This window comes from Actinomadura sp. KC06, assembly GCF_004348735.1.
GTDB lineage: Bacteria > Actinomycetota > Actinomycetes > Streptosporangiales > Streptosporangiaceae > Spirillospora.
The window spans coordinates 1-22,004 of the sequence record NZ_SMKT01000146.1; the positions used below are offsets into that span (position 1 = coordinate 1).

General features: G+C 71.0%; 23 protein-coding genes. 10 read left to right on the top strand and 13 right to left on the bottom strand.

Annotated features, from left to right (window positions below):
* Window positions 1-123: 123 nt before the first annotated feature.
* The gene (locus E1287_RS33095) at window positions 124-414 is read right to left on the bottom strand and encodes a hypothetical protein (RefSeq protein ID WP_131969218.1); all 291 of its coding nucleotides are present in this window, start codon (window positions 412-414) and stop codon (window positions 124-126) included.
* Between the two features lies 1 nt (window position 415).
* Between E1287_RS33095 and E1287_RS33100 the strand changes: the two genes are divergently transcribed.
* Window positions 416-679, top strand: a complete 264-nt coding sequence (locus E1287_RS33100; protein ID WP_131969219.1) for a hypothetical protein — start codon at window positions 416-418, stop codon at window positions 677-679.
* A gap of 319 nt (window positions 680-998) precedes the next feature.
* Here E1287_RS33100 and E1287_RS33105 read toward each other — a convergent pair whose 3' ends face one another.
* The 3 genes from E1287_RS33105 to E1287_RS33120 all read right to left on the bottom strand — a co-directional run bounded on the left by E1287_RS33105 (window position 999) and on the right by E1287_RS33120 (window position 3,931).
* Window positions 999-1,646: a hypothetical protein gene (locus E1287_RS33105; protein ID WP_131969220.1), complete on the bottom strand. Its 648-nt coding sequence runs from the start codon at window positions 1,644-1,646 to the stop codon at window positions 999-1,001.
* Window positions 1,646-2,185: an RNA polymerase sigma factor gene (locus E1287_RS33110; RefSeq protein ID WP_243719593.1), complete on the bottom strand. Its 540-nt coding sequence runs from the start codon at window positions 2,183-2,185 to the stop codon at window positions 1,646-1,648. The genes E1287_RS33105 and E1287_RS33110 overlap by 1 nt, the downstream gene beginning before the upstream one ends.
* Window positions 2,186-2,488: 303 nt before the next feature.
* The gene (locus E1287_RS33120; protein WP_131969222.1) at window positions 2,489-3,931 is read right to left on the bottom strand and encodes a DUF6882 domain-containing protein; all 1,443 of its coding nucleotides are present in this window, start codon (window positions 3,929-3,931) and stop codon (window positions 2,489-2,491) included.
* 107 nt (window positions 3,932-4,038) lie between these two features.
* Here E1287_RS33120 and E1287_RS33125 point away from each other — a divergent pair, with 107 nt between their 5' ends.
* Both E1287_RS33125 and E1287_RS33130 read left to right on the top strand, forming a co-directional pair.
* Window positions 4,039-4,371 (top strand): hypothetical protein, encoded by a 333-nt coding sequence (locus E1287_RS33125; RefSeq protein WP_131969223.1) that lies wholly within the window; start codon window positions 4,039-4,041, stop codon window positions 4,369-4,371.
* A gap of 13 nt (window positions 4,372-4,384) precedes the next feature.
* Window positions 4,385-4,831: a hypothetical protein gene (locus tag E1287_RS33130; protein ID WP_131969224.1), complete on the top strand. Its 447-nt coding sequence runs from the start codon at window positions 4,385-4,387 to the stop codon at window positions 4,829-4,831.
* A gap of 134 nt (window positions 4,832-4,965) precedes the next feature.
* Here the strand turns inward: E1287_RS33130 and E1287_RS33135 are convergent, their stop codons facing one another.
* Entirely contained in the window at window positions 4,966-5,337 is a 372-nt protein-coding gene (locus E1287_RS33135; protein ID WP_131969225.1) for a GNAT family N-acetyltransferase, read from the bottom strand.
* 346 nt (window positions 5,338-5,683) lie between these two features.
* Between E1287_RS33135 and E1287_RS33140 the strand changes: the two genes are divergently transcribed.
* The 4 genes from E1287_RS33140 to E1287_RS33155 all read left to right on the top strand — a co-directional run bounded on the left by E1287_RS33140 (window position 5,684) and on the right by E1287_RS33155 (window position 8,653).
* Window positions 5,684-6,034 carry a YciI family protein gene (locus E1287_RS33140; RefSeq protein ID WP_243719594.1) on the top strand — a complete coding sequence of 117 codons (351 nt, stop codon included), beginning with the start codon at window positions 5,684-5,686 and terminating at the stop codon, window positions 6,032-6,034.
* A 26-nt stretch (window positions 6,035-6,060) separates the two neighbouring features.
* Window positions 6,061-7,266, top strand: a complete 1,206-nt coding sequence (locus E1287_RS33145) for an RNA polymerase sigma factor (RefSeq protein WP_243719595.1) — start codon at window positions 6,061-6,063, stop codon at window positions 7,264-7,266.
* Between the two features lie 132 nt (window positions 7,267-7,398).
* Complete coding sequence (locus E1287_RS33150; protein ID WP_131969227.1) at window positions 7,399-8,214, top strand: alpha/beta hydrolase; 816 nt, start codon at window positions 7,399-7,401, stop codon at window positions 8,212-8,214.
* A 49-nt stretch (window positions 8,215-8,263) separates the two neighbouring features.
* Complete coding sequence (locus E1287_RS33155) at window positions 8,264-8,653, top strand: rhodanese-like domain-containing protein (RefSeq protein ID WP_243719596.1); 390 nt, start codon at window positions 8,264-8,266, stop codon at window positions 8,651-8,653.
* 418 nt (window positions 8,654-9,071) lie between these two features.
* Here E1287_RS33155 and E1287_RS33160 read toward each other — a convergent pair whose 3' ends face one another.
* The 5 genes from E1287_RS33160 to E1287_RS33180 all read right to left on the bottom strand — a co-directional run bounded on the left by E1287_RS33160 (window position 9,072) and on the right by E1287_RS33180 (window position 14,498).
* Window positions 9,072-10,214: an acyl-CoA dehydrogenase family protein gene (locus E1287_RS33160; RefSeq protein ID WP_131969229.1), complete on the bottom strand. Its 1,143-nt coding sequence runs from the start codon at window positions 10,212-10,214 to the stop codon at window positions 9,072-9,074.
* An 82-nt stretch (window positions 10,215-10,296) separates the two neighbouring features.
* Window positions 10,297-10,935, bottom strand: coding sequence for an ATP/GTP-binding protein (locus tag E1287_RS33165; protein ID WP_243719597.1), 639 nt, complete (start codon window positions 10,933-10,935; stop codon window positions 10,297-10,299).
* A gap of 121 nt (window positions 10,936-11,056) precedes the next feature.
* On the bottom strand, window positions 11,057-11,431 hold the full coding sequence (locus tag E1287_RS33170) for a DUF742 domain-containing protein (RefSeq protein ID WP_131969230.1): 375 nt from the start codon (window positions 11,429-11,431) through the stop codon (window positions 11,057-11,059).
* 8 nt (window positions 11,432-11,439) lie between these two features.
* Window positions 11,440-11,886, bottom strand: coding sequence for a roadblock/LC7 domain-containing protein (locus E1287_RS33175; protein ID WP_131969231.1), 447 nt, complete (start codon window positions 11,884-11,886; stop codon window positions 11,440-11,442).
* A complete protein-coding gene (locus E1287_RS33180) occupies window positions 11,883-14,498 on the bottom strand; it encodes a nitrate- and nitrite sensing domain-containing protein (RefSeq protein ID WP_131969232.1) in 2,616 nt (871 codons plus the stop codon). Before E1287_RS33180 ends, E1287_RS33175 begins: the two co-directional genes overlap by 4 nt.
* A gap of 257 nt (window positions 14,499-14,755) precedes the next feature.
* Here E1287_RS33180 and E1287_RS33185 point away from each other — a divergent pair, with 257 nt between their 5' ends.
* Window positions 14,756-16,267 (top strand): M20/M25/M40 family metallo-hydrolase, encoded by a 1,512-nt coding sequence (locus E1287_RS33185; RefSeq protein WP_131969233.1) that lies wholly within the window; start codon window positions 14,756-14,758, stop codon window positions 16,265-16,267.
* A 60-nt stretch (window positions 16,268-16,327) separates the two neighbouring features.
* On the opposite strand, the gene E1287_RS33190 is transcribed toward E1287_RS33185, so the two are convergent.
* Window positions 16,328-17,245 (bottom strand): LLM class F420-dependent oxidoreductase, encoded by a 918-nt coding sequence (locus E1287_RS33190; protein WP_243719598.1) that lies wholly within the window; start codon window positions 17,243-17,245, stop codon window positions 16,328-16,330.
* A gap of 30 nt (window positions 17,246-17,275) precedes the next feature.
* Between E1287_RS33190 and polA the strand changes: the two genes are divergently transcribed.
* Window positions 17,276-19,909, top strand: coding sequence for a DNA polymerase I (gene polA, locus E1287_RS33195; protein ID WP_131969235.1), 2,634 nt, complete (start codon window positions 17,276-17,278; stop codon window positions 19,907-19,909).
* 47 nt (window positions 19,910-19,956) lie between these two features.
* Entirely contained in the window at window positions 19,957-20,457 is a 501-nt protein-coding gene (locus E1287_RS33200) for an inorganic diphosphatase (protein WP_131969236.1), read from the top strand.
* On the opposite strand, the gene E1287_RS33205 is transcribed toward E1287_RS33200, so the two are convergent.
* Together E1287_RS33205 and E1287_RS33210 are read right to left on the bottom strand one after the other, a co-directional pair.
* Entirely contained in the window at window positions 20,405-20,731 is a 327-nt protein-coding gene (locus tag E1287_RS33205; RefSeq protein WP_131969237.1) for a hypothetical protein, read from the bottom strand. The two genes, E1287_RS33200 and E1287_RS33205, sit on opposite strands and share 53 nt — an antisense overlap.
* Window positions 20,728-22,004 (bottom strand): DUF58 domain-containing protein (locus tag E1287_RS33210; protein WP_131969238.1); only part of this gene is annotated, 1,277 nt, incomplete at its 5' end. The genes E1287_RS33210 and E1287_RS33205, both read right to left, overlap by 4 nt.

Genomic DNA, 22,004 nt, shown 5'->3' on the forward strand with positions numbered 1-22,004 from the left:
CTTCACCAGATCCAGCACCTTGCGCCGGAACTCAGGGGGATAGCTACGGGGCATCGGATGCCTCTCCTCGTGATCAACGGCACGAGGATTCCAGCAACCCGACACCACCAAAGCCGGGGCACATCACCGGTCTACTTGGCGCCGGTGGGTTAGTTCTGCCTTGAACGTTCCGTTCAAGGCTTCGCCCATGGCGTCGTCGTAGGAGTCGGCGACCGATCCCACCGAAGCCATCACGCCCAGATCGGTCCGCCCGGTGGCGTATTGGAAACTGGTGTACTGGCAACCGCGGTCCGAATGGTGGATCAAGCTGCCACGGTCCGGGCGCCTGGCGCTTTGCGGCCGGTCGCGTTCGCGCTGCCACATGGCCATCTCCAGGGCGTCCAGGGGCAGGTCGGTGCGCAGGTGGTCGGCCACCTTGCCGCTGCAGCTGCCGGTGGACGCGGCGGGCGCCGTAGTTGGCGGCGTGCATGTCCTTGATCTGCTCAAGCAACAGCGCGTCGCGCTGCTCGCGGGCCGAGGGCGGCCGGCGTTTGCGGCCGTAGTCGGTGCCCGGGCACAGGTCCAGGACCCGGCATACGGGCTCGACCCCGAAGCGGTCGCGAAGGTGGTCGACCACGGCGACTACTTCGTCCGGGGGGCTGGCCAAGCTCGGTGGCGAGAAACGTACTGGCGGCCTTGAGGATCTCGTTGGCCCGCTTGAGCTCTGGCCTTAGACGAGTTCTTCACTGCGCCAGAGCGTCCTCCTTGTCGATGAGGTCCGTACGTACGCGGGCGATCTTGTCGATAATCCCGCCGAAGAAACCTCAACGCGCACGCGAATGGTGGCCTTTCGATCACGTGAGGAACCCAAGGTCAGGGCAGGAGGAAAGGTCGCTGAGGTACGGCTTGCGCTCGCCCATGCCGCCAGTCCAACTCAACGAGACCGAGCATCAACCCTGTGTGACGAGATCCTCACTCGGTTGGCACGCCATACGCACGCGATCCACCACAACTCCCTCTTAGGACCCCCTAAGGGGGACGGGGGTGCAGGGCTCCGCCGGGCCGCGCACCTGATAGGAGTTCGTAGCCACTGCCGTCGAGCCGTTGCCGGAGTGCACGGAGAGCGTCCAAAGCAAAGTGTTCCCCGGCTTGATGCGGTCAGGGTGCACAAAGAAGACCGCGCGCTTGTCCCTGTCAGGGAGGAGCCACCCGTCATCCACCGCGCTCGTGCGGCTGTTGGTTTCCCGGTCGGCAGCGCCACGCGGGAAGACCGAACATCGCATGCCGAAAGGGAGGAGTTCGATGTCCGCATTGATTCCCAGCGCGGCGAGTTTGCGTTCCACCCCGTTCAGCCGGTGCTGGATGGCCCCGGGTGGGCCGGTGAGGTCATCCATCGTCACCTTGATCCGGCCGTCCGGCATGCGCTCGGCCGCGTACGCGTGGTCACTACCCGGTTCGCCGGTGCCGATCGTGCTCAGTGGCACCGTCACGACCGCTGCGATTCCGACGGTTGCCGCGCCCAGCACGTACCGCCGCCGCCACGCCCTGGGGAGGCGTTCCCGCGTCCGTGCCTTCTCGTCGAGCCGGGCTCGGGCCTCGACGACCGCCTCGCGCGACGGACCGGGACGGGCGTCGTGGTGCTTCCGCAGCATCTGCAGCTCGTCCATTACTCCACGTCTCCTTCGAGTGCCTTACGCAGCTTGCGCCGCGCCCGATTCAGCCGGGAACCGACCGTCCCGGCGCGGATACCGAGCGCTTGCGCGACCTCCTCGTAGCTCAGATCGCCATACGCGACCAGCAGCAAGACGTCGCGGTCTCCCGCGCCCAGGCCCGCCAGCACCGCCGCCAGCCGGGGTTGCATCCGCTGCGCGCTGACCATCTCGGCCACCCGGTCGGCGTGGTCGGTCTCGGCGGTCGCGCGTCCGGTCACCCGGTAGGCGCGCGTCTCGGAACGGCGATGCCGCCGAATGAGGTTGGTGGCGATGCCGTACAACCATGCGCGCGCCTGCGGCCGTCCGGCGTCGTACTTGTGCCGCAGCGTGAAGGCGGTCAGGAACGTCTCGGCGGCCACGTCATCGGCCGAAGGACCGCCAAGACGGGACGCGACGTAGCGGTGGATCTCCACGAAGTACCGGTCGAAGATCTCCGAGAACCGCTCAGGATCATCACGGGACGCCACGATCACCTCGGCGTCGCTGGGATCCACGGGCACCCTAGCCGGCGCCGCGGACGAAGGAGCAGTGGCGGTCATGCATCGGCACCTTCCGTATCCCTATGCTGACACCTGTTATTGCCCGCCCGCCCGATCCGTCTTCACGGGAGCGGTCGAAATCCGGAAGAGGACGCAGGCAGGTTGGACGCCGTTCCGGGCGACCAACAAGATCCGGCACAACACCTTGCGGTCATCCAGCCGCCTACGGCCGGAGCGGCGCTTACGGCGCTCGAGCTTCGGCAGCAGCGGCTCGACCCGCAGCTTGGAACGGTTGCTGGGCGTAGTCGATGTTCCGGTCTAGCCGAGTGCGCCGTGCATGCCCCATGTGGCGTGGTTGATCGTGCCGTCGTGGCTGAAGGCGACCCGCACCTCGTTCAGGCCGCGCAACCCAATGAGCATCTGTGGTTCACCCACATAAATCGGTGCGATGCCATAAGCCTCGAAATAGTCGACGACCATGGCCCGCATCGTCGCGTACCGGTCCTGGTGAGGCGTCAGTTCTTGCAGGAAGTTGGCCGCGGAGACAATGACGTCGCAGATGATGTCCAATTCACTGGAAGGCTCGGGGACGCGGGGGTCGATGACGGCGACGAAGCGATGGTCGCCTTCCGCGGTGGGAATGCGCACCAGCCCCCGGGCCCGCCCCAGGTGGACCGCCGAGCGGGCCAGGAACACCGCGATGAAGATCTGGACCTCACTATCGGGCAAGACCACTTGATCGGCGGCCAGGGCGTCAGCGCCGTACTCGCGCGCGGCCGAGCGCACGCGCGCCACTCCGTCCCACTCGCTGTCACTCCAGTGCCAGGTGCCGGTGCCGGGACGGTAGATGCCGATCTCACGCGCGCGTGCGGTGAGCACATCGCCGTAGCGGACGACACCGGGCTCCCACACCGGCAAGGCCTGCGGATCCCAGCCCAGGCCCTTCAGGTGATCGCCGAGGGCGACCGCCCCCCGATCCAGCGCCGCCGCCGCGTGGCGGGCCAGCTCGGCGAACAGGCCCGCGGGGACGAACGTGGCGGCCGCAGGGTCGGTGACGGGCGTGAGGCGCCTGGGTGCGGGGATGACCGGACCGTCCGGGCCAGTGACGACGATCTTGCTGAGCCGTCCATGTTCGACGCGGACCAGAGCCTGATGGCGTCCGGGCAGGTCCAGTTCCAGACCCGCGGAAACGGGCCGCGCAGCCAGGCGGTGATGCGCGGCGTATCCACTGATCACCTCTTCCACATTCGCCTCGGGCAGCATCTGGGCGCCGGTCTGCAGCGCCTCGGCGAGGCCGGCCGGGTCGGGCCGGGCGGCAGGGATACGTGGGTCATCGGTGACCAGAAAAGTCAGGGATCTGCCGCCGTGAGAGAAATCGGCCGCGCCCCGGGAACCCAGCAGCCCCATAGCGATGACGCCGAGATGCTTGGCGGCCAGGCGGGGATCGGGGAAACGGGTGAGGTCGACCATCGCATCGGTCAATTCCGGGACCATGTGGCGCTGACCTATCTCCCTCAGCCGCACGGGCGCAGTGATCGCGGGGGGCTGCTTGGCCCACCCCCACTGGAAGGTGCCGTCCTCGGCATAGGTTCCCAGCAGATCCGCGCGGAGCTCCAGATCACCGAACCGGGCTGTTCCCACGGCAGCGTCATAGCCAACCTCCCCAGGTGGGAGGACCGAATAGAACGCCTCCAATTGCTCGACCACCCACCCGAGGTGAGGACAGGCAAGGTTCAGCAGAGCATCACTGAAGGTCTCCATCGCGGAAGCCTAGAGCAGGCCTCCGGACCACAGCGGCCCAGAACGCCTCCGCGAGTACCGTGAGTTCCAGAACCGCCTTATCGGATGACCTGGACGAGAACGGCGAGATGCAACGACGCCGGCTCTTGCAGGCCCTGGCGACGCTCGGCGCCGCGACGTCGCCCGCCGTCGAGGCCATCCAGTACATCCGCGACGGGGTCGACCGGACGATCGGGCGCGACGAGACCTCCCACCTCGACGATTGGGAGGAGTCGGTCGCCGAGTACGGCTACACCTACGTGGTGGTCCCACCGCAGCGGCTGCTCAGAAATCTGGCCGCCGACCTCGTCACGGTCCAGCAGATCACTGGCCGCCGAACGGGAGAGCGATCACTTCCTTCGTGGTATCGAGTGACCGGCGGTCTGGCCGCGCTCATGGCAGCTCGTGCATGGCCTCTATGAGGATCGCCCTCCAGTGGTCCTCCTGCGCAAGGCGAGCGAGGCGGTCGAGCGCGCGTCCGCCGCGCCGTGCCGGGGTCTGCTGCACGTCCGCGGCGTCCGCGCGCAACTGCTCGCCCTGGACGGCGCCTCCGGCAAGGCGGTGGCCGAGCTGCGGGAGTGCGGGCAGATCTTCCAGCAGCTTCCGGCGTCGGTGGCCAGCGAGGTCCGGTCCGTCGCGGATGGGCCGAGGATCGTCTGCGCTACACCGAGGCGTGGGTCCACGCCCACACCGGCGAGCGTGACCAGCTCGACGCCACCGTGGCCCGCGCCCAGGCCGTCCTGCCACCGGACGACCCGCGGGTCGGCGCCCAGCTCGACCTGCTGCGCGCTGCCGGACACGTGCGGGCAGGCGACACGACCGGAGGCGTTCGGCATGCCCATGCCGTCTACGAGGCCCAGGCGCCCGAGCACCGGACAGTGAGGGTCACCAGCCTGGCCCGGCAGGTCGTCGAGGCCGTCCCGGCGCAGGGCCGTGCGGAACCGGTCGTCGCCGCCTACCGCGAGCTGCTTGCTTCCGGTGACGGCCGCAGGCGATCGCGTAGAGGTCGAACCAGGTTACGTCTCACCCGGCCTCCCGGGAGTGCGGCCCACGTGCCGCCACCCCCACCGCCGGTACATCGACTGGATCTCGTGCTCGTCCGGCGCCGTCGCGAGCGTGGCGCGCTCCTCGCGGCGGCCCGCCAGGAGCTCGTCCATCAGGCGACGTCCGAGCCCTTGGCCACGCCGGGCGGGCCGCACCGCCAGGTCGATCACGGCGAACGTCCGCCGACCGGACTCGCTGGTGAAGTCGGCGGACTCGGCGGGCTCCAGCCCGTCCCACCAGCGCGACCCGGCCGACAGCGGCGCGCCGTAGGCGAACCCGGCCAGGCCGGCTTCGTGTCGCGCGGTCACCGCCTCGAACCCCGGCGAAGCCAGCAGACCCCACATCCGGTCTCGATAGTCTTCGAGATCGGACGACGCACAGGGTGCTCAGGCTCGGAGACTGCTGGGTAGCGTCCGGGCCGATCAGCCGCCGCCAGCCGATTCGGTTCTCCTCCAGTGGGACGCTACGGCGCCCGCGGCCCATTGGCTTGACCTTGACCTCGGCGATTGCCGCCATGGCCTGCCGCGTGTGCGCGAGGTCGTCCCAGGGAGGCCAGATCAGTGGCGGAGGCTGTGCCGCCCGCCGAAGCTTGACGCACCCACCGCAAAGGATTTCGGTCTTAGTGTCGATCTGCGGCGGTCTGGTTTGTCGTTTGGGTAATGGAGTCGCCCGCTTGTCGAGGAGGACCTGGTGAAGTATCTGCTGCTGATCTGCGCTGTCGAGTCGGAGACGGTAGTCCCTTTCCAGCATCTGGACCATCCTCCGCCGGATCCCGAGACCGAGGAGTGGGTCAAGGAGATGGACGCTCGGGGTCTACGCAAGTTCGGCCACGCGCTCCGGCCCACCGACACCGCGACCACCATCCGGGTGCGTGAGGGTGAGACGCTCGTGTCCGACGGCCCGTTCACCGAGACCAAAGAGCAGATTCTCGGATTCGACCTGATCGAGGCTGAGGATCTGGAGGAGGTCATCGCTGCCGTCTCGGCGCATCCGGTGGCGCGGTTCGGGACGATCGAGGTGAGGCCGCTCTGGCCGAGCTGAGTGAGGTCGAGGCCGCGGTCACCACGGTGTACCGCGAGGAGTGGGGGCGCATCGTCGCGACGTTGATCGGCCTGACCGGCGACTGGGATCTGGCCGAGGAGTGCGCGCAGGACGCCGTCGCTCGTGCGCTGGAACGCTGGCCCGGCGACGGGGTCCCCCGCAACCCCGGCGCCTGGCTGACCACCACGGCGCGCAACCAAGCTCGCAACCGGCTGCGGCGCGCCGCGACCGAGGCGAGCAAACTGCAGGAGGCGGCCGCCATGTCCCAACTGGATGATTCCGTCGACGACAGCGGTGTTCCAGAGGACCGGCTGCGCCTCATTTTCACCTGCTGCCATCCAGCGCTGCCGTTCGACGGGCGTGTCGCGCTGACCCTGCGTACCCTCGCCGGCCTCACCACCGCCGAGATCGCGCACGCCTTCCTGGTGCCGGAACCGACCATGGCCCAGCGGCTCGTCCGGGCCAAGCGCAAGATCCGCCAGGCGGGCATCCCCTACCGCGTCCCGCCCGCCCACCTTCTCCCGCAGCGGACCCCAGCGGTCCTGGGCGTGATCTACCTGCTGTTCAACGAGGGCTATTGCGCGAGCGTCGGCGCCGATCACACCCGTCCGGACCTGTGCGCCGAGGCGATCCACCTCGGCAGGGTCCTGGCCCGGCTCATGCCCGATGAGCCCGAAGCGGCCGGCCTTCTGGCACTCATGCTGTTCCAGGACTCCCGCCGTACGGCTCGCCAGGACGGCGCGGGTGACCTGGTGGCTCTGGAAGATCAAGACCGCGACCGGTGGGACCGGACGGTCATCGCGGAGGGCGTCGAACTGCTCGACGCCGCGCTCCGGCGTGGATCGCCCGGGCCTTACCAGGTGCAGGCCGCCATCGCGGCCTGCCACGCTACCGCCCTGACTGCCGCGGCCACCGACTGGCCTCAGATCGCCGCTCTCTACGACGAACTGGTCCGGCTGGTGTCCACCCCGGTCGTCCGCCTCAACCGGGCGGTGGCGGTGGCCATGGCCGATGGTCCGGCGGCCGGTCTGGAGCTGGTGGAAGAGCTGGAACGATCTGGCGCGCTCACCTCGTATCACCTGCTTCCAGCCGCCCGGGCGGATCTCCTGCGCCGGCTGGGACGACACCGAGATGCCGCGCGCAGTTACCGCCGGGCGCTCGACCTCGCCAGAACCGATGCCGAGCGCCGGTACCTCACCAACCGGCTCACCGAAGCGATCCGCAACATCTGAGGCTGCAGGCACAGTCATCGCGAGCGATGGCATTTCCAGCGCGGCTGTCGATTCCCGATGGCCTCGTTTGTCGTCGTGGTAGAGCCGCAGCACGCGCGGACCTGGTTGCGGCGTTTTCTCGGAAGGAACGACATGGAGAAAGTGGTCTCGGCAGACGGCACGGCCATCGCCTATGAGCGGCTGGGCGATGGTCCGCCGGTCATCCTTGTCGGCGCGGCGCTCTGCGACCGCACCGCGACCCGCCCACTCGCCGAAGCGCTGGCCCGGCACCGCACCGTGTTGAACTACGACCGTCGGGGACGCGGTGACAGCGGCGACAACCAGCCTTACGCGGTACAGCGCGAAATCGAGGACCTCGCCGCTCTCATCGGCCAGGCCGGTGGCGCCGCCTCGGTCTATGGCCACTCATCCGGCGCGGCTCTGGCTCTGCACGCCGCGGCCCACGGCCTGCCCATCACAAAGCTCATCCTCCACGAGCCGCCCTTCAGCCCTATCAGCCACGACGACGGGCATCACCACCGCCAGGCCGCTGAGGAGCGGGCCGCCGGCGAACAGGTCGAGGCCATCAAGTCCCTGCTGGCCCAGGGCCGCCGGGCTGAGGCGATCAGCAGCTTCTTGGCGCCGACGGGCATGCCGCAGCAGGTCATCGACCAGATGAGCCACGACCCGGTGACGCAGGCCGTCGCGCACACACTTCCTCACGACCCGTTCGATGTGGTCTCCGCCAAGAGCAGAGGCGGGGCCACACCCGTCGAGCAGGCCTCAACCGTGCGGGTACCCACTCTTCTGCTGTGCGGCGGCGGCACCTTCGACTGGATGATCGAGACCGCCAGGCAGCTCGCCGAAGCCGTTCCCGACGGACACCTGCACGTCATGCCGGATCAGGGCCACTTCGCCTCTCCCCAAGCCATCACCTTGGCCCTCCAGAACTTCTTCGCCTCTCAGTAATAGCTGGACCGCTCTGGTCTGCGATCGATCGTGCCCAAAGGAGATACCCGTGACCATCGAGCGTGTCCTCGCGACCGCCCGCGCCGGACTGCGCCGTCTCGATCCGGTCCAAGCCGCGCAGGCCGTCGAACACGGCGCGCGACTGATCGATACGCGTCCCCAATCCCAACGCGAAGCCGACGGCGAGATCCTCGGTGCCCTCGTCATCGAACGCAACCACCTGGAATGGCGACTGGACCCCACCAGCCCCGCGCGCGTTCCAGAAGCCGCCGGCCACGACACCACATGGATCGTGGTGTGCGACGAGGGCTACTCCTCCTCGCTGGCCGCCGCGTCTCTCCATGCGATAGGGCTCACTAACGCCACCGATGTCATCGGCGGTTTCCAAGCCTGGAAGAGGGCGGGTCTCCCCGTCGTCGATCCCGTCGCCTCCGCGTGAGGGCGTGGAGCCCCGCAAGTCGCGCGGGTGCACGTCATGTCATGGGATGCGAACGGCGGCTTTTCAGAGATCCGGCCGTGTCGCGGTCACCACTCGGCGGAGCCTGAAGCTCACGCTTGGTGCCGACGAAGACGGCAGCCTCGTCGCCCAGCATCAGGCCGTGCGTGTCGAGCGGTGGGGCGAACCGCACAATGAGCGGCAGCCGACCGGCCGCCGAGCGTGCGGGGCTGGTTCGCGGCGCGTTTGATCTCCTGGGTGGCGGTCACCGCCGACCTCCCCTCGGTAGGGCGCCTGGGAGGCGTCTGGGAGAGCGACGGGAGATGATCAAGCGAGCGAAGGCGTATCGGCCGCGGGCGAAACCGTGCCCAAAACGGGGATGGTGCTGTGGATAGCTAAGAATCCCCAGGTAGGCGACCGGTCAGCGGGCGAGGTGGCGGGAGATCACCAGGCGCTGGATCTGGTTCGTGCCCTCGAAGATCTGCATGACCTTCGCCTCGCGCATGTAGCGCTCGACGGGGAAGTCGCGGGTGTAGCCGGCGCCGCCGAGGACCTGGACGGCGTCCGTCGTCACCTTCATCGCGTTGTCGGTGGCGACCAGCTTGGCGATCGACGCCTCCCGGCCGTAGGGGCGGCCCGCGTCCTTGAGCCGCGCCGCCGACAGGTAGGTGGCCCGCGCCGACTCGACCGCGGCGGCCATGTCGGCGAGCACGAACGCCAGGCCCTGGTGCTCGATGATCGCGCGCCCGAACGCCTCCCGCTCCTTGGCGTAGGCGACGGCCGTGTCGAGCGCGCCCTGGGAGAGGCCGGTGGCGACGGCGGCGATGCCGAGCCGTCCGGCGTCGAGGCCGGCCAGCGCGATCGCCAGGCCCTCGCCCTCGCGGCCGATGAGGTTGCCGGCGGGGACGCGGGCGTCCACGAACCGGACGGTCGCCGTCGTCGACCCCATCAGGCCCATCTTGTCCTCGGGCCGGTCGAACTCCAGGCCGGGCGTGCCGGCCGGGACGTGGAAGCACGAGATACCGCGCGCGCCGTCGTCGGAAGTGCGCGCCATGACCGTGTAGAAGTCGGCCTTGCCGCCGTGCGTCGTCCACGCCTTCGCGCCGTTGAGGACGTAGGAGTCGCCGTCCCGGACGGCCCTGGCCCGCATCGCCGCCGGGTCGGAGCCCGCGTGCGCCTCCGACAGGCAGTACGCGCCGAGCCGCTCGCCGGACAGCAGGTCGGGGAGCCATCGGGCGCGCTGCTCGTCCGTCCCGTAGGCGAACAGCGGGAAGCAGGACAGCGCGTGGACGCTCACGCCCACGCCGACGCTCGCCCAGGCCGCGCCGATCTCCTCAAGGGCCTGCAGGTAGATCTCGTACGGCTGGTCGCCGCCGCCGAACTCCTCCGGAAACGGCAGCGTCAGCAGCCCGGCCCGGCCCAGCGTCGTGAACACCTCGCGGGGGAACGTCCCGGTGCGCTCGGCGTCCGCGGCCCGCGGCGCCAGCTCCTTCGCCGCGATCTCGCGGGTCAGCGCGATGAGGTCCTCGGCCTCGGGGGTGGGAAGCTGGCGGGTGGCGGGCATGGGCGGCTCCTTTCGCGCCACCAACAGTAATGCCGCCCGGGTGGTTCCCGTCCCCGGGCGCGTGCCCGGCGCGCGGGCCGGGTCAGCGCCGTGACGACTGGAGGGCGTGCTCGACCAGCGCGACGAGGACGCCCTTCGCCGTGTCCCGGTGCCGGACGTCGCACAGCAGGATCGGGACGTCCGGGTCGACGTCCAGCGCGTCCCGGATCTCCTCGACCCGGTAGCGGCGGGCGCCGTCGAACACGTTGGCGGCGATGACGAACGGGATCCGCCGCTGCTCGAAGAAGTCGATGGACGCGAAGCTCGTGGTGAGCCGCCGCGTGTCGACCAGCACGATCGCGCCGACCGCGCCGTAGGAGATCTGGTCCCACATGAACCAGAACCGCTCCTGGCCCGGCGTCCCGAACAGGTAGAGCCGGACGCCGCCGGAGAACGTCAGCCGCCCGAAGTCCATCGCGACGGTCGTGGTCGTCTTCTGCTCGACGCCGCCGAGGTCGTCGACGCCGACGGACGCGTCGGTGAGCGTCTCCTCCGTGCGCAGCGGGCGGATCTCGCTGACCGAGCCGACCAGCGTGGTCTTGCCGACCCCGAAGCCGCCGGCCACCAGGATCTTCAGCGTGTGCAGCGGGACGTCGACGTCCTGCCCGTACGGCGCCCCCGACGGCGCGACGGACGGCGGCATGGCCGGCGACATCGGCGGGGCGGGCAGGGGGGCTGACATCGGCGGTGCGGGCTCGTTCCTCGGGGCGGACCCCCAGCCCCCTCGGGCTTCGCCCGAAGCGCTGGCTGTGTTCTCTCTGGGGGCGGACCCCCAGACCCCCCGGGCTTCGCCCGAAGCGCTGTTAAAGGCGGCGAAGTTCATCGAGCACTCTCATCAGGATTCGAGGGTCGGGGCGGTCGGGCTGCTCGGTGCGGGTCGTCTCCTCGATCAGTCCGTACTGGTGCAGGTCCTCCAGGAGGATCTGCACGACGCGGAACGGCAGGTCGATCTCCGAGGCGAGGTCGGCGGGCGTGGACGGCTGCTTGCAGAGCTCCAGCAGCCGCCGCTGCTCGCGCGACAGCCACACCCGGTCGCTGGGCGTCCGGCCGGTGGCGACGAGGATCGTCACCAGGTCGATGACGATCCCCCGGGGACGGGTGCGTCCCCGGGTCACCGCGTACGGCCGGACGATCGGGCCCGCGTCCAGCCCGACCCAGCGCTCTCTCGGCGTCTCCACGGCCGGCCTCAGCCCCCCGAGGCGCCCGTACGCAGCGTCGGATCCTGCGCCTCGGCCGCGGCGCGCGGCGAGGTCGCCAGGTGCCGCCGGACCCGCTTGATCAGCATGGTCGTCTCGTAGGCGACCAGCCCGGCGTTGCCGCCGGCGTCGCTCAGCACCGCCAGGCAGCTTCCGTTGCCGGCCGGCATGACGAAGAACAGCAGGCCGTCGAGCTCGACGACCGTCTGCCGCACCTGCTTGGCCTTGAAGTGCTCGCGGGCGCCGTTGGCGAGGCTGTGGAACCCCGACGACAGCGCCGCGAGGAACTCGGCGTCCTTGCGGGTGACCCCGCTGGATGCGCCCATCACCAGGCCGTCCCTGGACAGCAGGACGGCCTGATGCACCTCGCCGACCCGCTGCACCAGGTCTTCGAGCAGCCAGTCGAGCTCGCCGGACGCGTGGCCCTGCTGCGTCATCGTTCCCCCCATTCATCGCGTGGACCGGGTTCTTCCGGTTCGTCGTCCATGACCCTGCCGCGCAACCATCCCGACTGTAGTGAGGACATCAGAGCGCGGCTGAGTTCCGGGCTGGGCTCGTCGAAGTCGTCGTCCGGCGCGGCGACCTCGGCGGGCTCGGCGCGCTGGGGGGCGGGCCCCCGGCGCAACTGCGGGGCGAGGCTGCTCTGGCGCACGCGCCGCGGCAGCCTGCCGGTGACCTCGCTGGACTCCACGTCGGCCGGGTCCTCGCCGCCGCGCGGCCCGGACGGGCCGGACGGCGCGGCCTGGCCGAACGACACCGCGGGCCGCTCGAACGCGACGGTGGGCGGGTCGAGCGATGGAGTCCGCTCGTAGTGAGGCGTCTCGTATTGAGGCGTTTCGTACTGAGGCGCGGGCTGCTCGTATGGAGAGGACGCCTGCTCGTACGAGGAGGAGTGGTCGTCGAACCACGGCGCGGGCTGGTCGAGCGTGGGCGACGGCGACGTCACGATCGGCGGCGGCCCGGCGGGCGGCTCGTCCCGGGGGTCGTCCTGCGCGTCGTCCGCTTGCGGCCGGACGACCGCGCCCGGGATCGCCGGGCGGGCCGGGCGGCCGAGCCGCTGCCGCCCGTCGCCGGTGGCCATCGCGGCGACCATCGTGCGGGCCGTCCCCGGGATCGGGCCGCCGCGCGCCAGGTCGTCGTCCATCGTGACCAGCGCGTGCGGGATGAGGACGACCGCGGTCGTGCCGCCGTACGCGGACGGCTGCAGCGACACCCTGACGCCGTGCCTGGCGGCCAGCCGCGCGACGACGAACAGGCCGAGGCGCTCGGTGTCGATCAGGTCGAACTCGCCGCCGCCCTCCAGCCGCGCGTTGAGCTCGTCCAGCTCGTCGGGGTGCAGGCCGATGCCGCGGTCGATGACCTCGACCGCGAGGCCGTTGGCGACGGTCTCGACCTTGACCGTCACCTCGGTGGTGGGCGGGGAGAACACGGCCGCGTTCTCGATCAGCTCGGCGAGCAGGTGGATGACGTCGGCGACGACGTCGCCGGTCACGGCGACCGACGCGGTGCCGGTGAGCTCCACCCGCGTGTAGTCCTCGATCTCGGCGACCGCGGCGCGGACGACGTCCTCGGCGGCGACCGGGTGGTCCCAGGCCCGGGCGGTCGGCGACCCGGCGAGGATGACCAGCCCCTCGGCGTGCCGGCGCATGCGGGTGGTGAGGTGGTCGAGCCGGAACAGGTCCTCGAGCTCCTCGGGTCCCGCGGCCCGCCGCTCCATCTGGTCGAGCAGCCTGAGCTGGCGGTGCAGCAGCGACTGGCTCCGCCACGACAGGTTGATGAAGACGCGGTTGATGCTCGCGCGCAGGTCCGACTCGGCGACCGCGGTGGCGACCGCGGTCCGCTGGACGGTGCCGAACGCCTCGCCGACCAGGGCGACCTCCTTCGTCCGTCCGGTCTTCGGAGGCGGCGACTCGGCCTCCACGTCCACCTGCTCGCCGCGGCGCAGCCTGGCCACGACCCGCGGCAGCCGCTCGTTCGCCAGCCGCTGCGCCGACTGCTGCAGCTCGCGCAGCTCGGCGCTGAGCCGGCGCGCGAACAGCAGCGACAGGATCACCGACGCGACCACGCCCAGCAGCCCGACCACGCCGATCACGAAGAACTGGAGCATGATCCGGTTTCCGGCGGGCTTGACGTCGTTGTTGTTCACCACGGACTCCGCCGTCGCGGCGTCCTTCGACCACTTCGGCGACAGCGCGTCGATCGCGCCGCGCCACTCGGCGGGGTCGGGGACGATGCCGTTGTTCACGACATTGTTCTCCAGCGTCGTATACGCAGTGAACTCCCCCGAGTTCGCAAGATCGTACATGATCTGTTCGATCTCGCCAGTGGCCTGTGCGCGGCCGAGCTCGAAGTACTGGATGCGGGCCTCCGACCAGGCGGCGAACGCCGCGCGGTTGCTGGCGCTCATCTGCCCGGCGCCCAGCGTGGACAGCAGCGCGTGCTCGCGCAGCATGAACTCGCGGGCCCAGAAGTTGTGCAGCAGCGAGGTCGTGTGCAGGTAGACGGTCCGGTCGTCGACGCTCACCAGCGTGGTCAGCAGCCGGATCGTGATGTCGGCGACCTGGCTGTACCCCTCGATCGCGCCGAGCGGCGTGGTGCCGCCGATGCCGACCCGCTCCCGCAGCGTGATGAGGTGGTTGTAGGCGTCGCTGAGCTTGCGCACCCGCGTGGTCATGACGTCGTCCATCGCGTCCCTGGTGCCGGACGACAGGGCCTGCTTGCGGAACGCGGCCACCGCCGCGTCGGTCCTGGCCACCAGGTCGCCGAAGCGCTGCCGGTCCGCGATCTTGAACCGGTGCAGGAACTGGACGGCGCCGGCGCGCTCCTCCTGCAGCGTCTCGGTCACCTTCGTGGCCGGCACCGCGACGTTGTTGTACACGGTCGAGAAGTCGAACCGCTGCAGCGCGTTGGACACCGTGACGGCGGCCGGCATGCCCCACTGCACGAACAGCGCGGTCAGCGGCACCGCGAGGAGCAGCGCGATCCTCCGCCAGATCGGATACGTGCGCGACCGGCCGCGCGGCGCCCCTGCTGCCTCCGACTTCGACACTGGTCACTCCCATGCGTATATCGGTCATCACCGAAGTGCACGGAGCCTATAGACGCTGACGTGGGGAAAGCCAGAGGCCGAACCGATTTCGGACAAGTCGGGCCCATTTCGTGTGCGGACGGCGATCTCGCGCTTACTTTCTGAATTCGCACAAGGCCGATGTTGGCCGCGTTATGTGAGAGTTGCGGCTTGTTGTGCGAAATGTCGTCGTGCAAGGCTGCGGCATGCTTCGTCCCCCCACCAACGGAGACCGAGTCATGCGCAGAGCCGCGCTAGCAACGCTTCTCGGGCTGTCCCTCGCCGCGACCACACTGGCGGCGGCCCCGGTCCAGGCGGCGCCGAGAAATCCGGCGTTGGCCGACCTCGTCCAGCTCAAGAACGTCCGCCATCACCAGAACAACCTGCAGAAGATCTCGGACGCCAACGGCGGCAACAGGGCCGCCGGACTACCCGGCAACGTGATCACCGTGAAGTACCTTGCGGACCAGCTGAAACGGGCCGGATACAGCCCGACGGTCCAAGAGTTCGAGTTCGATTTCTGGCAGGAGATCTCCGAACCGGCCTTCGCCCAGACGGCGCCCGAGCAGAAGACGTTCACGCCGGGAACCGACTTCCAGACCCTGCAGTACTCCGGCAAGGGCGACGTCACCGCCGCCGCGACCCCCGTCGACCCGGGCGCGACCGGCCTGGGCAGCGGCTGCGAGGCCGACGACTTCGCGGGCTTCCCCAAGGGCAACATCGCGCTGATCCAGCGCGGCGGGTGCTTCTTCTCCGTCAAGGCCGACAACGCGATCGCCGCGGGCGCGGCCGCCGTCGTCATCTACCAGCTGCCCGACCAGCCGGGTCCGGTCGCGGGCACGCTCACCAAGCCGTACGGCGTCCCGGTGGTCGGCCCGACCAACGCGGTCGGCAAGGCCCTGGTCCAGCAGGCGCAGAACGGCGGCGTGACGCTGAACGTCAAGACCGACACGTTCACCGAGAAGCGCCGGACCGCCAACGTCATCGCCGACACCGAGCGCGGCCGGGCCGACAACGTCGTGGTCGTCGGCGGGCACCACGACAGCGTCCTCGAAGGCCCCGGCATCAACGACAACGGGTCGGGCATCGCGGCGCTGCTGGAGATGGCCAAGCAGATCAACAAGCTCAAGCCCAAGCAGCTCCGCAACAAGGTGCGGTTCGCGTTCTGGGGCGCCGAGGAGGAGGGCCTGATCGGCTCGCAGTACTACATCGACAACCTCCCCGAGGCCGAGCGGAACAAGATCGCGCTCAACCTCAACTTCGACATGATCGGCTCGCCGAACTTCGTGCGGTTCGTGTACGACGGCGACAACAGCACCGGCGGCAGCACCGTCCCGCCGCCCGCGGGGTCCGGCGCGATCGAGAAGGCGTTCCACGACCACTTCGCGAGCAAGAAGCTGGCCAGCGACCAGTCGCCGTTCAACGGGCGGTCGGACTACAACGCCTTCATCACCGTGGGCATCCCCGCCGGCGGCCTGTTCACCGGCGCGGAGGGCATCAAGACGGCCGAGCAGGCCAAGGTGTACGGCGGCACGGCCGGTAAGGCGTACGACCCGTGCTACCACTCGGAATGCGACACCTACGGCAACGTCGACCTCAAGGGCTTCGACCAGATGATCGACGGCGCCGCCGCGGTCACCCAGGCGTTCGCCCTCAGCACCCTGACGGTCAACGGCAACGAGTTCGCCCGGCGGCACGCGCCCGCCAAGCGCGCCCTGCCCGACCAGATCGGCCACCACGCGACCCGGTAACCCGCCTGTTCCGTTTTGAGGGACGCGCCCGCAGGCCGGGCGCGTCCCTCGATTTCTTTCTCAGCGCGGCGGCAGGGCCTCGGCGAGCGCGCGCAGCGCGGGACGCGGATCGCCGCCGGGCTCGGTCAGCACCTGGACGGCCACCTGATCGGCGCCCGCGTCCAGATGGCCGGCCAGCCGGGCCGCCACCGCGTCCGCGCCGCCGTGCGCGATGACCGCGTCGACCAGCGCGTCGCTGCCGCCGTCCGCCACGTCGGCGTCGGTGAACCCGAAGCGCTTGAAGCTGGCGACGTAGTTCCCGAGCCCGAGATAGTGCGCGAGCGTCCGCCGGCCCAGTGCGCGGGCGCGGACGGGATCGGGGTCCAGCACGACCTTGTGCTCCGGGACGAGCAGCGGGCGGTTCCCTTGTGGGGGGCGACCCCCCACACCCCACGGAAGTGCAGTCTGGCCGAGCGCCTCCCGCGCGACGCGCGTGTGCTCGGGCGTGGTCAGGTACGGGTGGGCGCCCGCGGCGCGCTCCGCCGCCAGCCGCAGCACCTTCGGCCCCAGCGCGGCGAGCACCCGGCCCTCGGCGGGGACGTTCCCGGCGTCCAGGTCGTCGAGGTAGCGGACGATCGTCTCGTACGGGCTGCGGTACTCGCGCGTCCGCTCCGGATGGCCGATGCCGACGCCGAGGAGGAACCGCCCGCCGTGCGCGTCGTTGAGCCGGTGGTAGGACGCCGCGACCTCCGCGGCCGGCGTCTTCCACATGTTCACGATGCCGGTCGCGACCACGATGCGGTCCGTCGCGGCCAGCAGGCGTTCGACGTCGTCCAGATCCCCGGCCGGCGAGCCGCCGACCCAGATCGCGCCGTAGCCGAGGTCCTCGACGTCCTTCGCCAGCGCCGGGTCGAGCTGGTTCCACGGGCGCCAGATGCCGAGGCGCCCCAGCCGGGTCTTGGTCATGTGCAGCCCTAACACCTCGTCCGGTCGTTTCATGCCGTCGTACCCAAGTGCCAGGATGTGACCATGTCAGACCGGCCCTGCCTTCTGCTCCTCGACGGCCACTCCCTGGCCTACCGGGCGTTCTACGCGCTGCCCGTCGAGAACTTCAGCACCACCACGGGCCAGCCCACGAACGTCGTGTACGGGTTCGCCAACATGCTGGCCAACGCGCTGCGCGACGAGCGCCCGACGCACGCGGCCGTCGCGTTCGACGTGTCGCGCCGGACGTTCCGCACCGAGGCGTTCCCCGAGTACAAGGCCGGGCGGGCGAAGTCGCCGGACGAGTTCGGCAGCCAGATGCAGATCCTCGACCGGTTCCTCGCCGCGATGAGCATGCCGGTGCTGCGCGCGCCCGGCTACGAGGCCGACGACGTCATCGCGTCCCTGACCGTCCGGGCCGAGGCGGACGGCCTCCAGGTGCTGATCATCACCGGCGACCGGGACGTGCTCCAGCTCGTCAGCGAGAACGTCACCGTCCTGTACTTCTACAGGACCGCCTCGGAGATGATCCGCTACACGCCCGCCGCCGTGACGGAGAAGTACGGGCTGACCCCGGCCCAGTACCCCGACTTCGCGGCGCTGCGCGGCGACCCGTCCGACAACCTGCCGAGCATCCCCGGCATCGGCGAGAAGACGGCCGCGAAGTGGGTGCGCGAGTTCGGCTCCCTCGCCGCCCTGCTCGACCGCGCGGACGAGGTCAAGGGCAAGGCGGGCGAGAAGCTGCGCGCGGCGGCCGACACCGTGCGGCTGAACCGGCGGCTGACCGAGCTCGTCCGCGACCTGGACCTGCCGGTCGAGCCGGCCGATCTGCGGCGGCGGCCCTACGACCTGTCGGCGTTCACGTCCCTGCTGGACGAGCTGGAGTTCCGCAACGCCAGCCTCCGGCAGCGGCTCTTCGCCGCCGACCCGGGCGGCGGCCGCCCGGCGGAGACGGCCGAACCGGAGACGATCCAGGGACGGGAGCTGGAGCCGGGCGAGCTGGCGGCCTGGCTGCAGACCCGCGCGACCGGGCTGACCGGGCTCGCCGCCGACTACACGTGGGAGCGCGGCGCGGGCGACATCACCCGGATCGCGCTCGCGACGGGCGACGACCATGCCGCGTCGTTCGAGCCGTCCCGGCTCACCGAGGACGACGAGCGCGCGTTCGCGGCCTGGCTGGCCGATCCCGGCCGCCCGAAGGCGCTGCATGACGTGAAGGCGCTGCTGCGCGTCGTCGGCGAGCGCGGCTGGCGCCTGGACGGCGTCGCCACCGACACGGCGATGGCCGCCTACCTGCTCCTGCCGGGTCTCGCCGCCTACGGCATCGCCGACCTCGCCGGACGCCACCTGGGCCGCCGCCCGTCGGCCGAGGGCGCGGCCGGGCTGATGCTGAACGCCCGCGCCGTCCTCGACCTGGCCGGGAAGTTCACCGCCGACCTCGCCTCCACCGGCATGGACGAGGTGCTCCGCGACGTCGAGCTGCCGCTGTCCGGCCTGCTGGCCCGCGCGGAGCGCGCGGGCGTCCACGTCGACGCGGGCCTGCTGGACGAGCTGGAGAAGCACTTCGCCGCCGCGATGGAGCGCGCCGCCGACGACGCCGCCGACATCGCCGGGCACCCCTTCAACCCCGGCTCGACGAAGCAGCTCCAGGAGGTGCTGTTCGGTGAGCTGGGCCTGCCCAAGACGAAGAAGATCAAGTCCGGGCACTCCACCGACGTGGACGCGCTGACCTGGCTCGCCACCCAGACCGACAACGGCCTCCCGGAGATCCTGCTGCGGCACCGCGACCAGGCGCGGCTGCGCACGACCGTGGCCGGGCTGATCAGGGAGATCGGCGCGGACGGCCGCATCCACACCACGTTCCAGCAGACGGTCGCGGCCACCGGGCGGCTCTCGTCCATCGAGCCGAACCTCCAGGTCATCCCCATCCGGACGGAGGAGGGCCGGCGCATCCGCCGCGCGTTCCTGCCCGGCGCCGGGTACGAGTCGCTGATGACGGCCGACTACGGCCAGCTCGAACTGCGCGTCATGGCGCACCTGTCGCAGGACCCGACGCTGCTGGCCGCGTTCGAGTCCGGCGAGGACCTGCACACCACGATGGCCGCGCAGGTGTTCCGGGTCGCCCCGGACGCCGTCGGCCCCGACATGCGCCGCAAGATCAAGGCGATGTCGTACGGGCTCGCGTACGGGCTGTCGGCGTTCGGGCTGGCCAAGCAGCTCGGCATCCCGGTGGCGGAGGCGCGCCCGCTGATGGACGCCTACTTCGAGCGGCTCGGCGGCGTCCGCGACTACCTCGACCACGTCGTCGCCGAGGCCCGCGTCACCGGCTACACCCGGACGCTGCTCGGCCGCCGCCGCTACCTGCCGCACCTGACCAGCGACAACCGGCAGCGCCGCGAGACCGCCGAGCGGATGGCGCTGAACGCGCCCGTGCAGGGCTCCGCCGCCGACATCGTCAAGATCGCTATGCTTCGGGTGGACGGGGCGCTGACCGCCGCCGGGCTCCGCAGCCGCCTGCTCCTCCAGGTCCACGACGAGGTCGTCCTGGAGGTCGCGCCGGGGGAGCGGGACGCGGTGGCGGAGATCGTCCGCGACCGGATGACCACCGCCTATCCGCTGTCGGTCGGCCTGGACGTCGCGATCGGCACCGGCGCGGACTGGGACGCCGCCGCCCACTGACGATCGAGCCCGCCCCGCCGGGCAGGGCCATCCCGGGAGGGAGACCGATGGACATCGAGATGGTCGTGGAGATCCCGCGAGGTTCGCGGAACAAGTACGAGATGGACCACAGGCTCGGCCGGATCCGGCTGGACCGGATGCTGTTCACCTCGACCCAGTACCCGGTCGACTACGGCTACATCCCGGACACGCTCGCCGAGGACGGCGACCCGCTGGACGTGATGGTGCTGCTGGAGGAGCCCACCTTCCCCGGCTGCGAGATCACCGTCCGGACCGTCGGGGTGTTCTGGATGCACGACGAGGGCGGCCCCGACGCCAAGATCCTCAGCGTCCCGGCGCGGGACGTGCGCTATGCCGGGATCAGCGATCTGGGGGACGTGCACGATTACGTCCTCGACGAGATCGGCCACTTCTTCGACATCTACAAGAGCCTGGAGCCGGGCAAGGGCTCGGACGTGCGCGGCTGGCAGGACAAGCGGGTCGCCGACCGCACGATCACCGAGGCCGCCGACCGCGCCCGGAGTAGGTCAGCCGGTACGCCCCGATGAGCGCCGCCAGCCCGGCGACCACGACGAGGACGCTGGACGCGGCCGGCAGCACGAGCACGGCCGCGACCAGGGCGGTGCAGGAACCGCCGGCGATCAACGGCGGCAGGTAGCGCGCCGGCCCGCCGTACGCGCCGAAGGCGTCCGCGAGCAGCAGGAGCGCCGTCACCAGCAGCCCCGCGGCGGCCGCCGCCGGGACGCCCGGATCCCAGAGCACGCAGACCGCCACGACGGCCGCCGCGGCGGCCGTCGTCGCGCCGGGCCGGAAGCGGATCACGAGTGCCGCCCCGCGACCCCGCGCCCGAACGCCCCGACGACGACGTCCAGCGGGTCCTCGGGCGCCCAGGGCACGACGGGCACGCCGAGGTCGGCCAGCCCGGCCCGCAGCGCCCGCCGGTCGAGGCGCCACAGCCGCAGGGACAGCTCCAGGTACTCCTCGCGCCCGCCGCCCGGCGGCTCCCGGTCGAGGGTGTCGATGACGACGACGGGCGTGCCGCGGCGGCGGAGGTCCTGGACGGTGCGCACCGCCCGGTCGTCCAGCAGCGGCGAGAACACGATCACCAGCGCGCCGGGCGGCAGCGCGGACCGCGGTACCCGGCGGAGGTCGGAGGTGACGTCGCCGCCCGCGTCCCGGGCGTCCATGACGGCTTCGGCGAGCCGGTAGTAGTGGTGCTCGCCCTGGCCGGGCGCCAGCCATCGCAGCGTGCCGCCGAACGCGACGATCCCCACGCGGTCGCCGCCGCGCAGGTAGGCCCTCGCCACGGCCGCCGCACCGCGCACGGCGCGGTCGATGAGCGTCCCGCCCGGTTCGCCGAGGTCGGTGTAGGCGTCTAGGACCAGGACGAGCTCGGCCTGCCGCTGGTCGGCCCGCGTCGTGACGTGCAGCCGCCCGCGCAGCCCGCTGGCCTTCCGGTTCACGTCCCGCGCCCGGTCGCCCGGCAGGTACGGGCGGATGCCGGCGAACTCCGTCCCGGACCCGGCGGCGCGGGCGACGTGGTCGCCGAGCCGCCGCAGCAGGTCGAGCGGCACGAGCCGGGGACGGACCGGCGGACCGGCGGGATAGACGCTGATCTCGCCGAGCGGCAGCTCCGTCCGGGCCCGGCCGACGCGGTAGCGGCCGCGGCAGTCGACGACCAGCCGGGGCAGCGTGTGGCGGCCCCAGTAGCCGGGCCGGACGGCGAACGCCGCCCGCGCGGTCCCGGCCGCGCGGTCTTGGGTGTAGGCGGTGACGTCGACGCCGAACGCGGGCGACGGGGCCAGGCGCAGCGCGATCTCGTCCACCGGGCCGCCCGCGTCGGCGGTCACGGTGATCTCGATGAGTTCGCCCTCGAAGCATCGCCCGGGGAGTTCCGTGGTCCGGACGGCGATGGTGTCCGGGCGGCGCGCGGCAAGTCCGGCGGCGAGCACCCCGACCGCCGGGGCGGCCAGGAGCAGCAGGTTCGGGCGGGACAGCAGCAGCGCGGCCAGGCCCGCCAGCACGGCGATCGTGGCGAGGCCGTGCGCGACCGGCGCGGGCCGCCACGCCAGCGCAAGCGCGTCCGGTGGGGGCG

Coding starts and splice junctions, on each gene's coding strand:
- E1287_RS33105 (WP_131969220.1), bottom strand. CDS start 1,646: ATGGACGAGCTGCAGATGCTGCGGAAGCACCACGACGCCCGTCCCGGT.
- E1287_RS33120 (WP_131969222.1), bottom strand. CDS start 3,931: ATGGAGACCTTCAGTGATGCTCTGCTGAACCTTGCCTGTCCTCACCTC.
- E1287_RS33125 (WP_131969223.1), top strand. CDS start 4,039: ATGCAACGACGCCGGCTCTTGCAGGCCCTGGCGACGCTCGGCGCCGCG.
- E1287_RS33135 (WP_131969225.1), bottom strand. CDS start 5,337: ATGTGGGGTCTGCTGGCTTCGCCGGGGTTCGAGGCGGTGACCGCGCGA.
- E1287_RS33150 (WP_131969227.1), top strand. CDS start 7,399: ATGGAGAAAGTGGTCTCGGCAGACGGCACGGCCATCGCCTATGAGCGG.
- E1287_RS33160 (WP_131969229.1), bottom strand. CDS start 10,214: ATGCCCGCCACCCGCCAGCTTCCCACCCCCGAGGCCGAGGACCTCATC.
- E1287_RS33165 (WP_243719597.1), bottom strand. CDS start 10,935: ATGTCAGCCCCCCTGCCCGCCCCGCCGATGTCGCCGGCCATGCCGCCG.
- E1287_RS33175 (WP_131969231.1), bottom strand. CDS start 11,886: ATGACGCAGCAGGGCCACGCGTCCGGCGAGCTCGACTGGCTGCTCGAA.
- E1287_RS33185 (WP_131969233.1), top strand. CDS start 14,756: ATGCGCAGAGCCGCGCTAGCAACGCTTCTCGGGCTGTCCCTCGCCGCG.
- E1287_RS33190 (WP_243719598.1), bottom strand. CDS start 17,245: ATGAAACGACCGGACGAGGTGTTAGGGCTGCACATGACCAAGACCCGG.
- polA (WP_131969235.1), top strand. CDS start 17,276: ATGTCAGACCGGCCCTGCCTTCTGCTCCTCGACGGCCACTCCCTGGCC.
- E1287_RS33200 (WP_131969236.1), top strand. CDS start 19,957: ATGGACATCGAGATGGTCGTGGAGATCCCGCGAGGTTCGCGGAACAAG.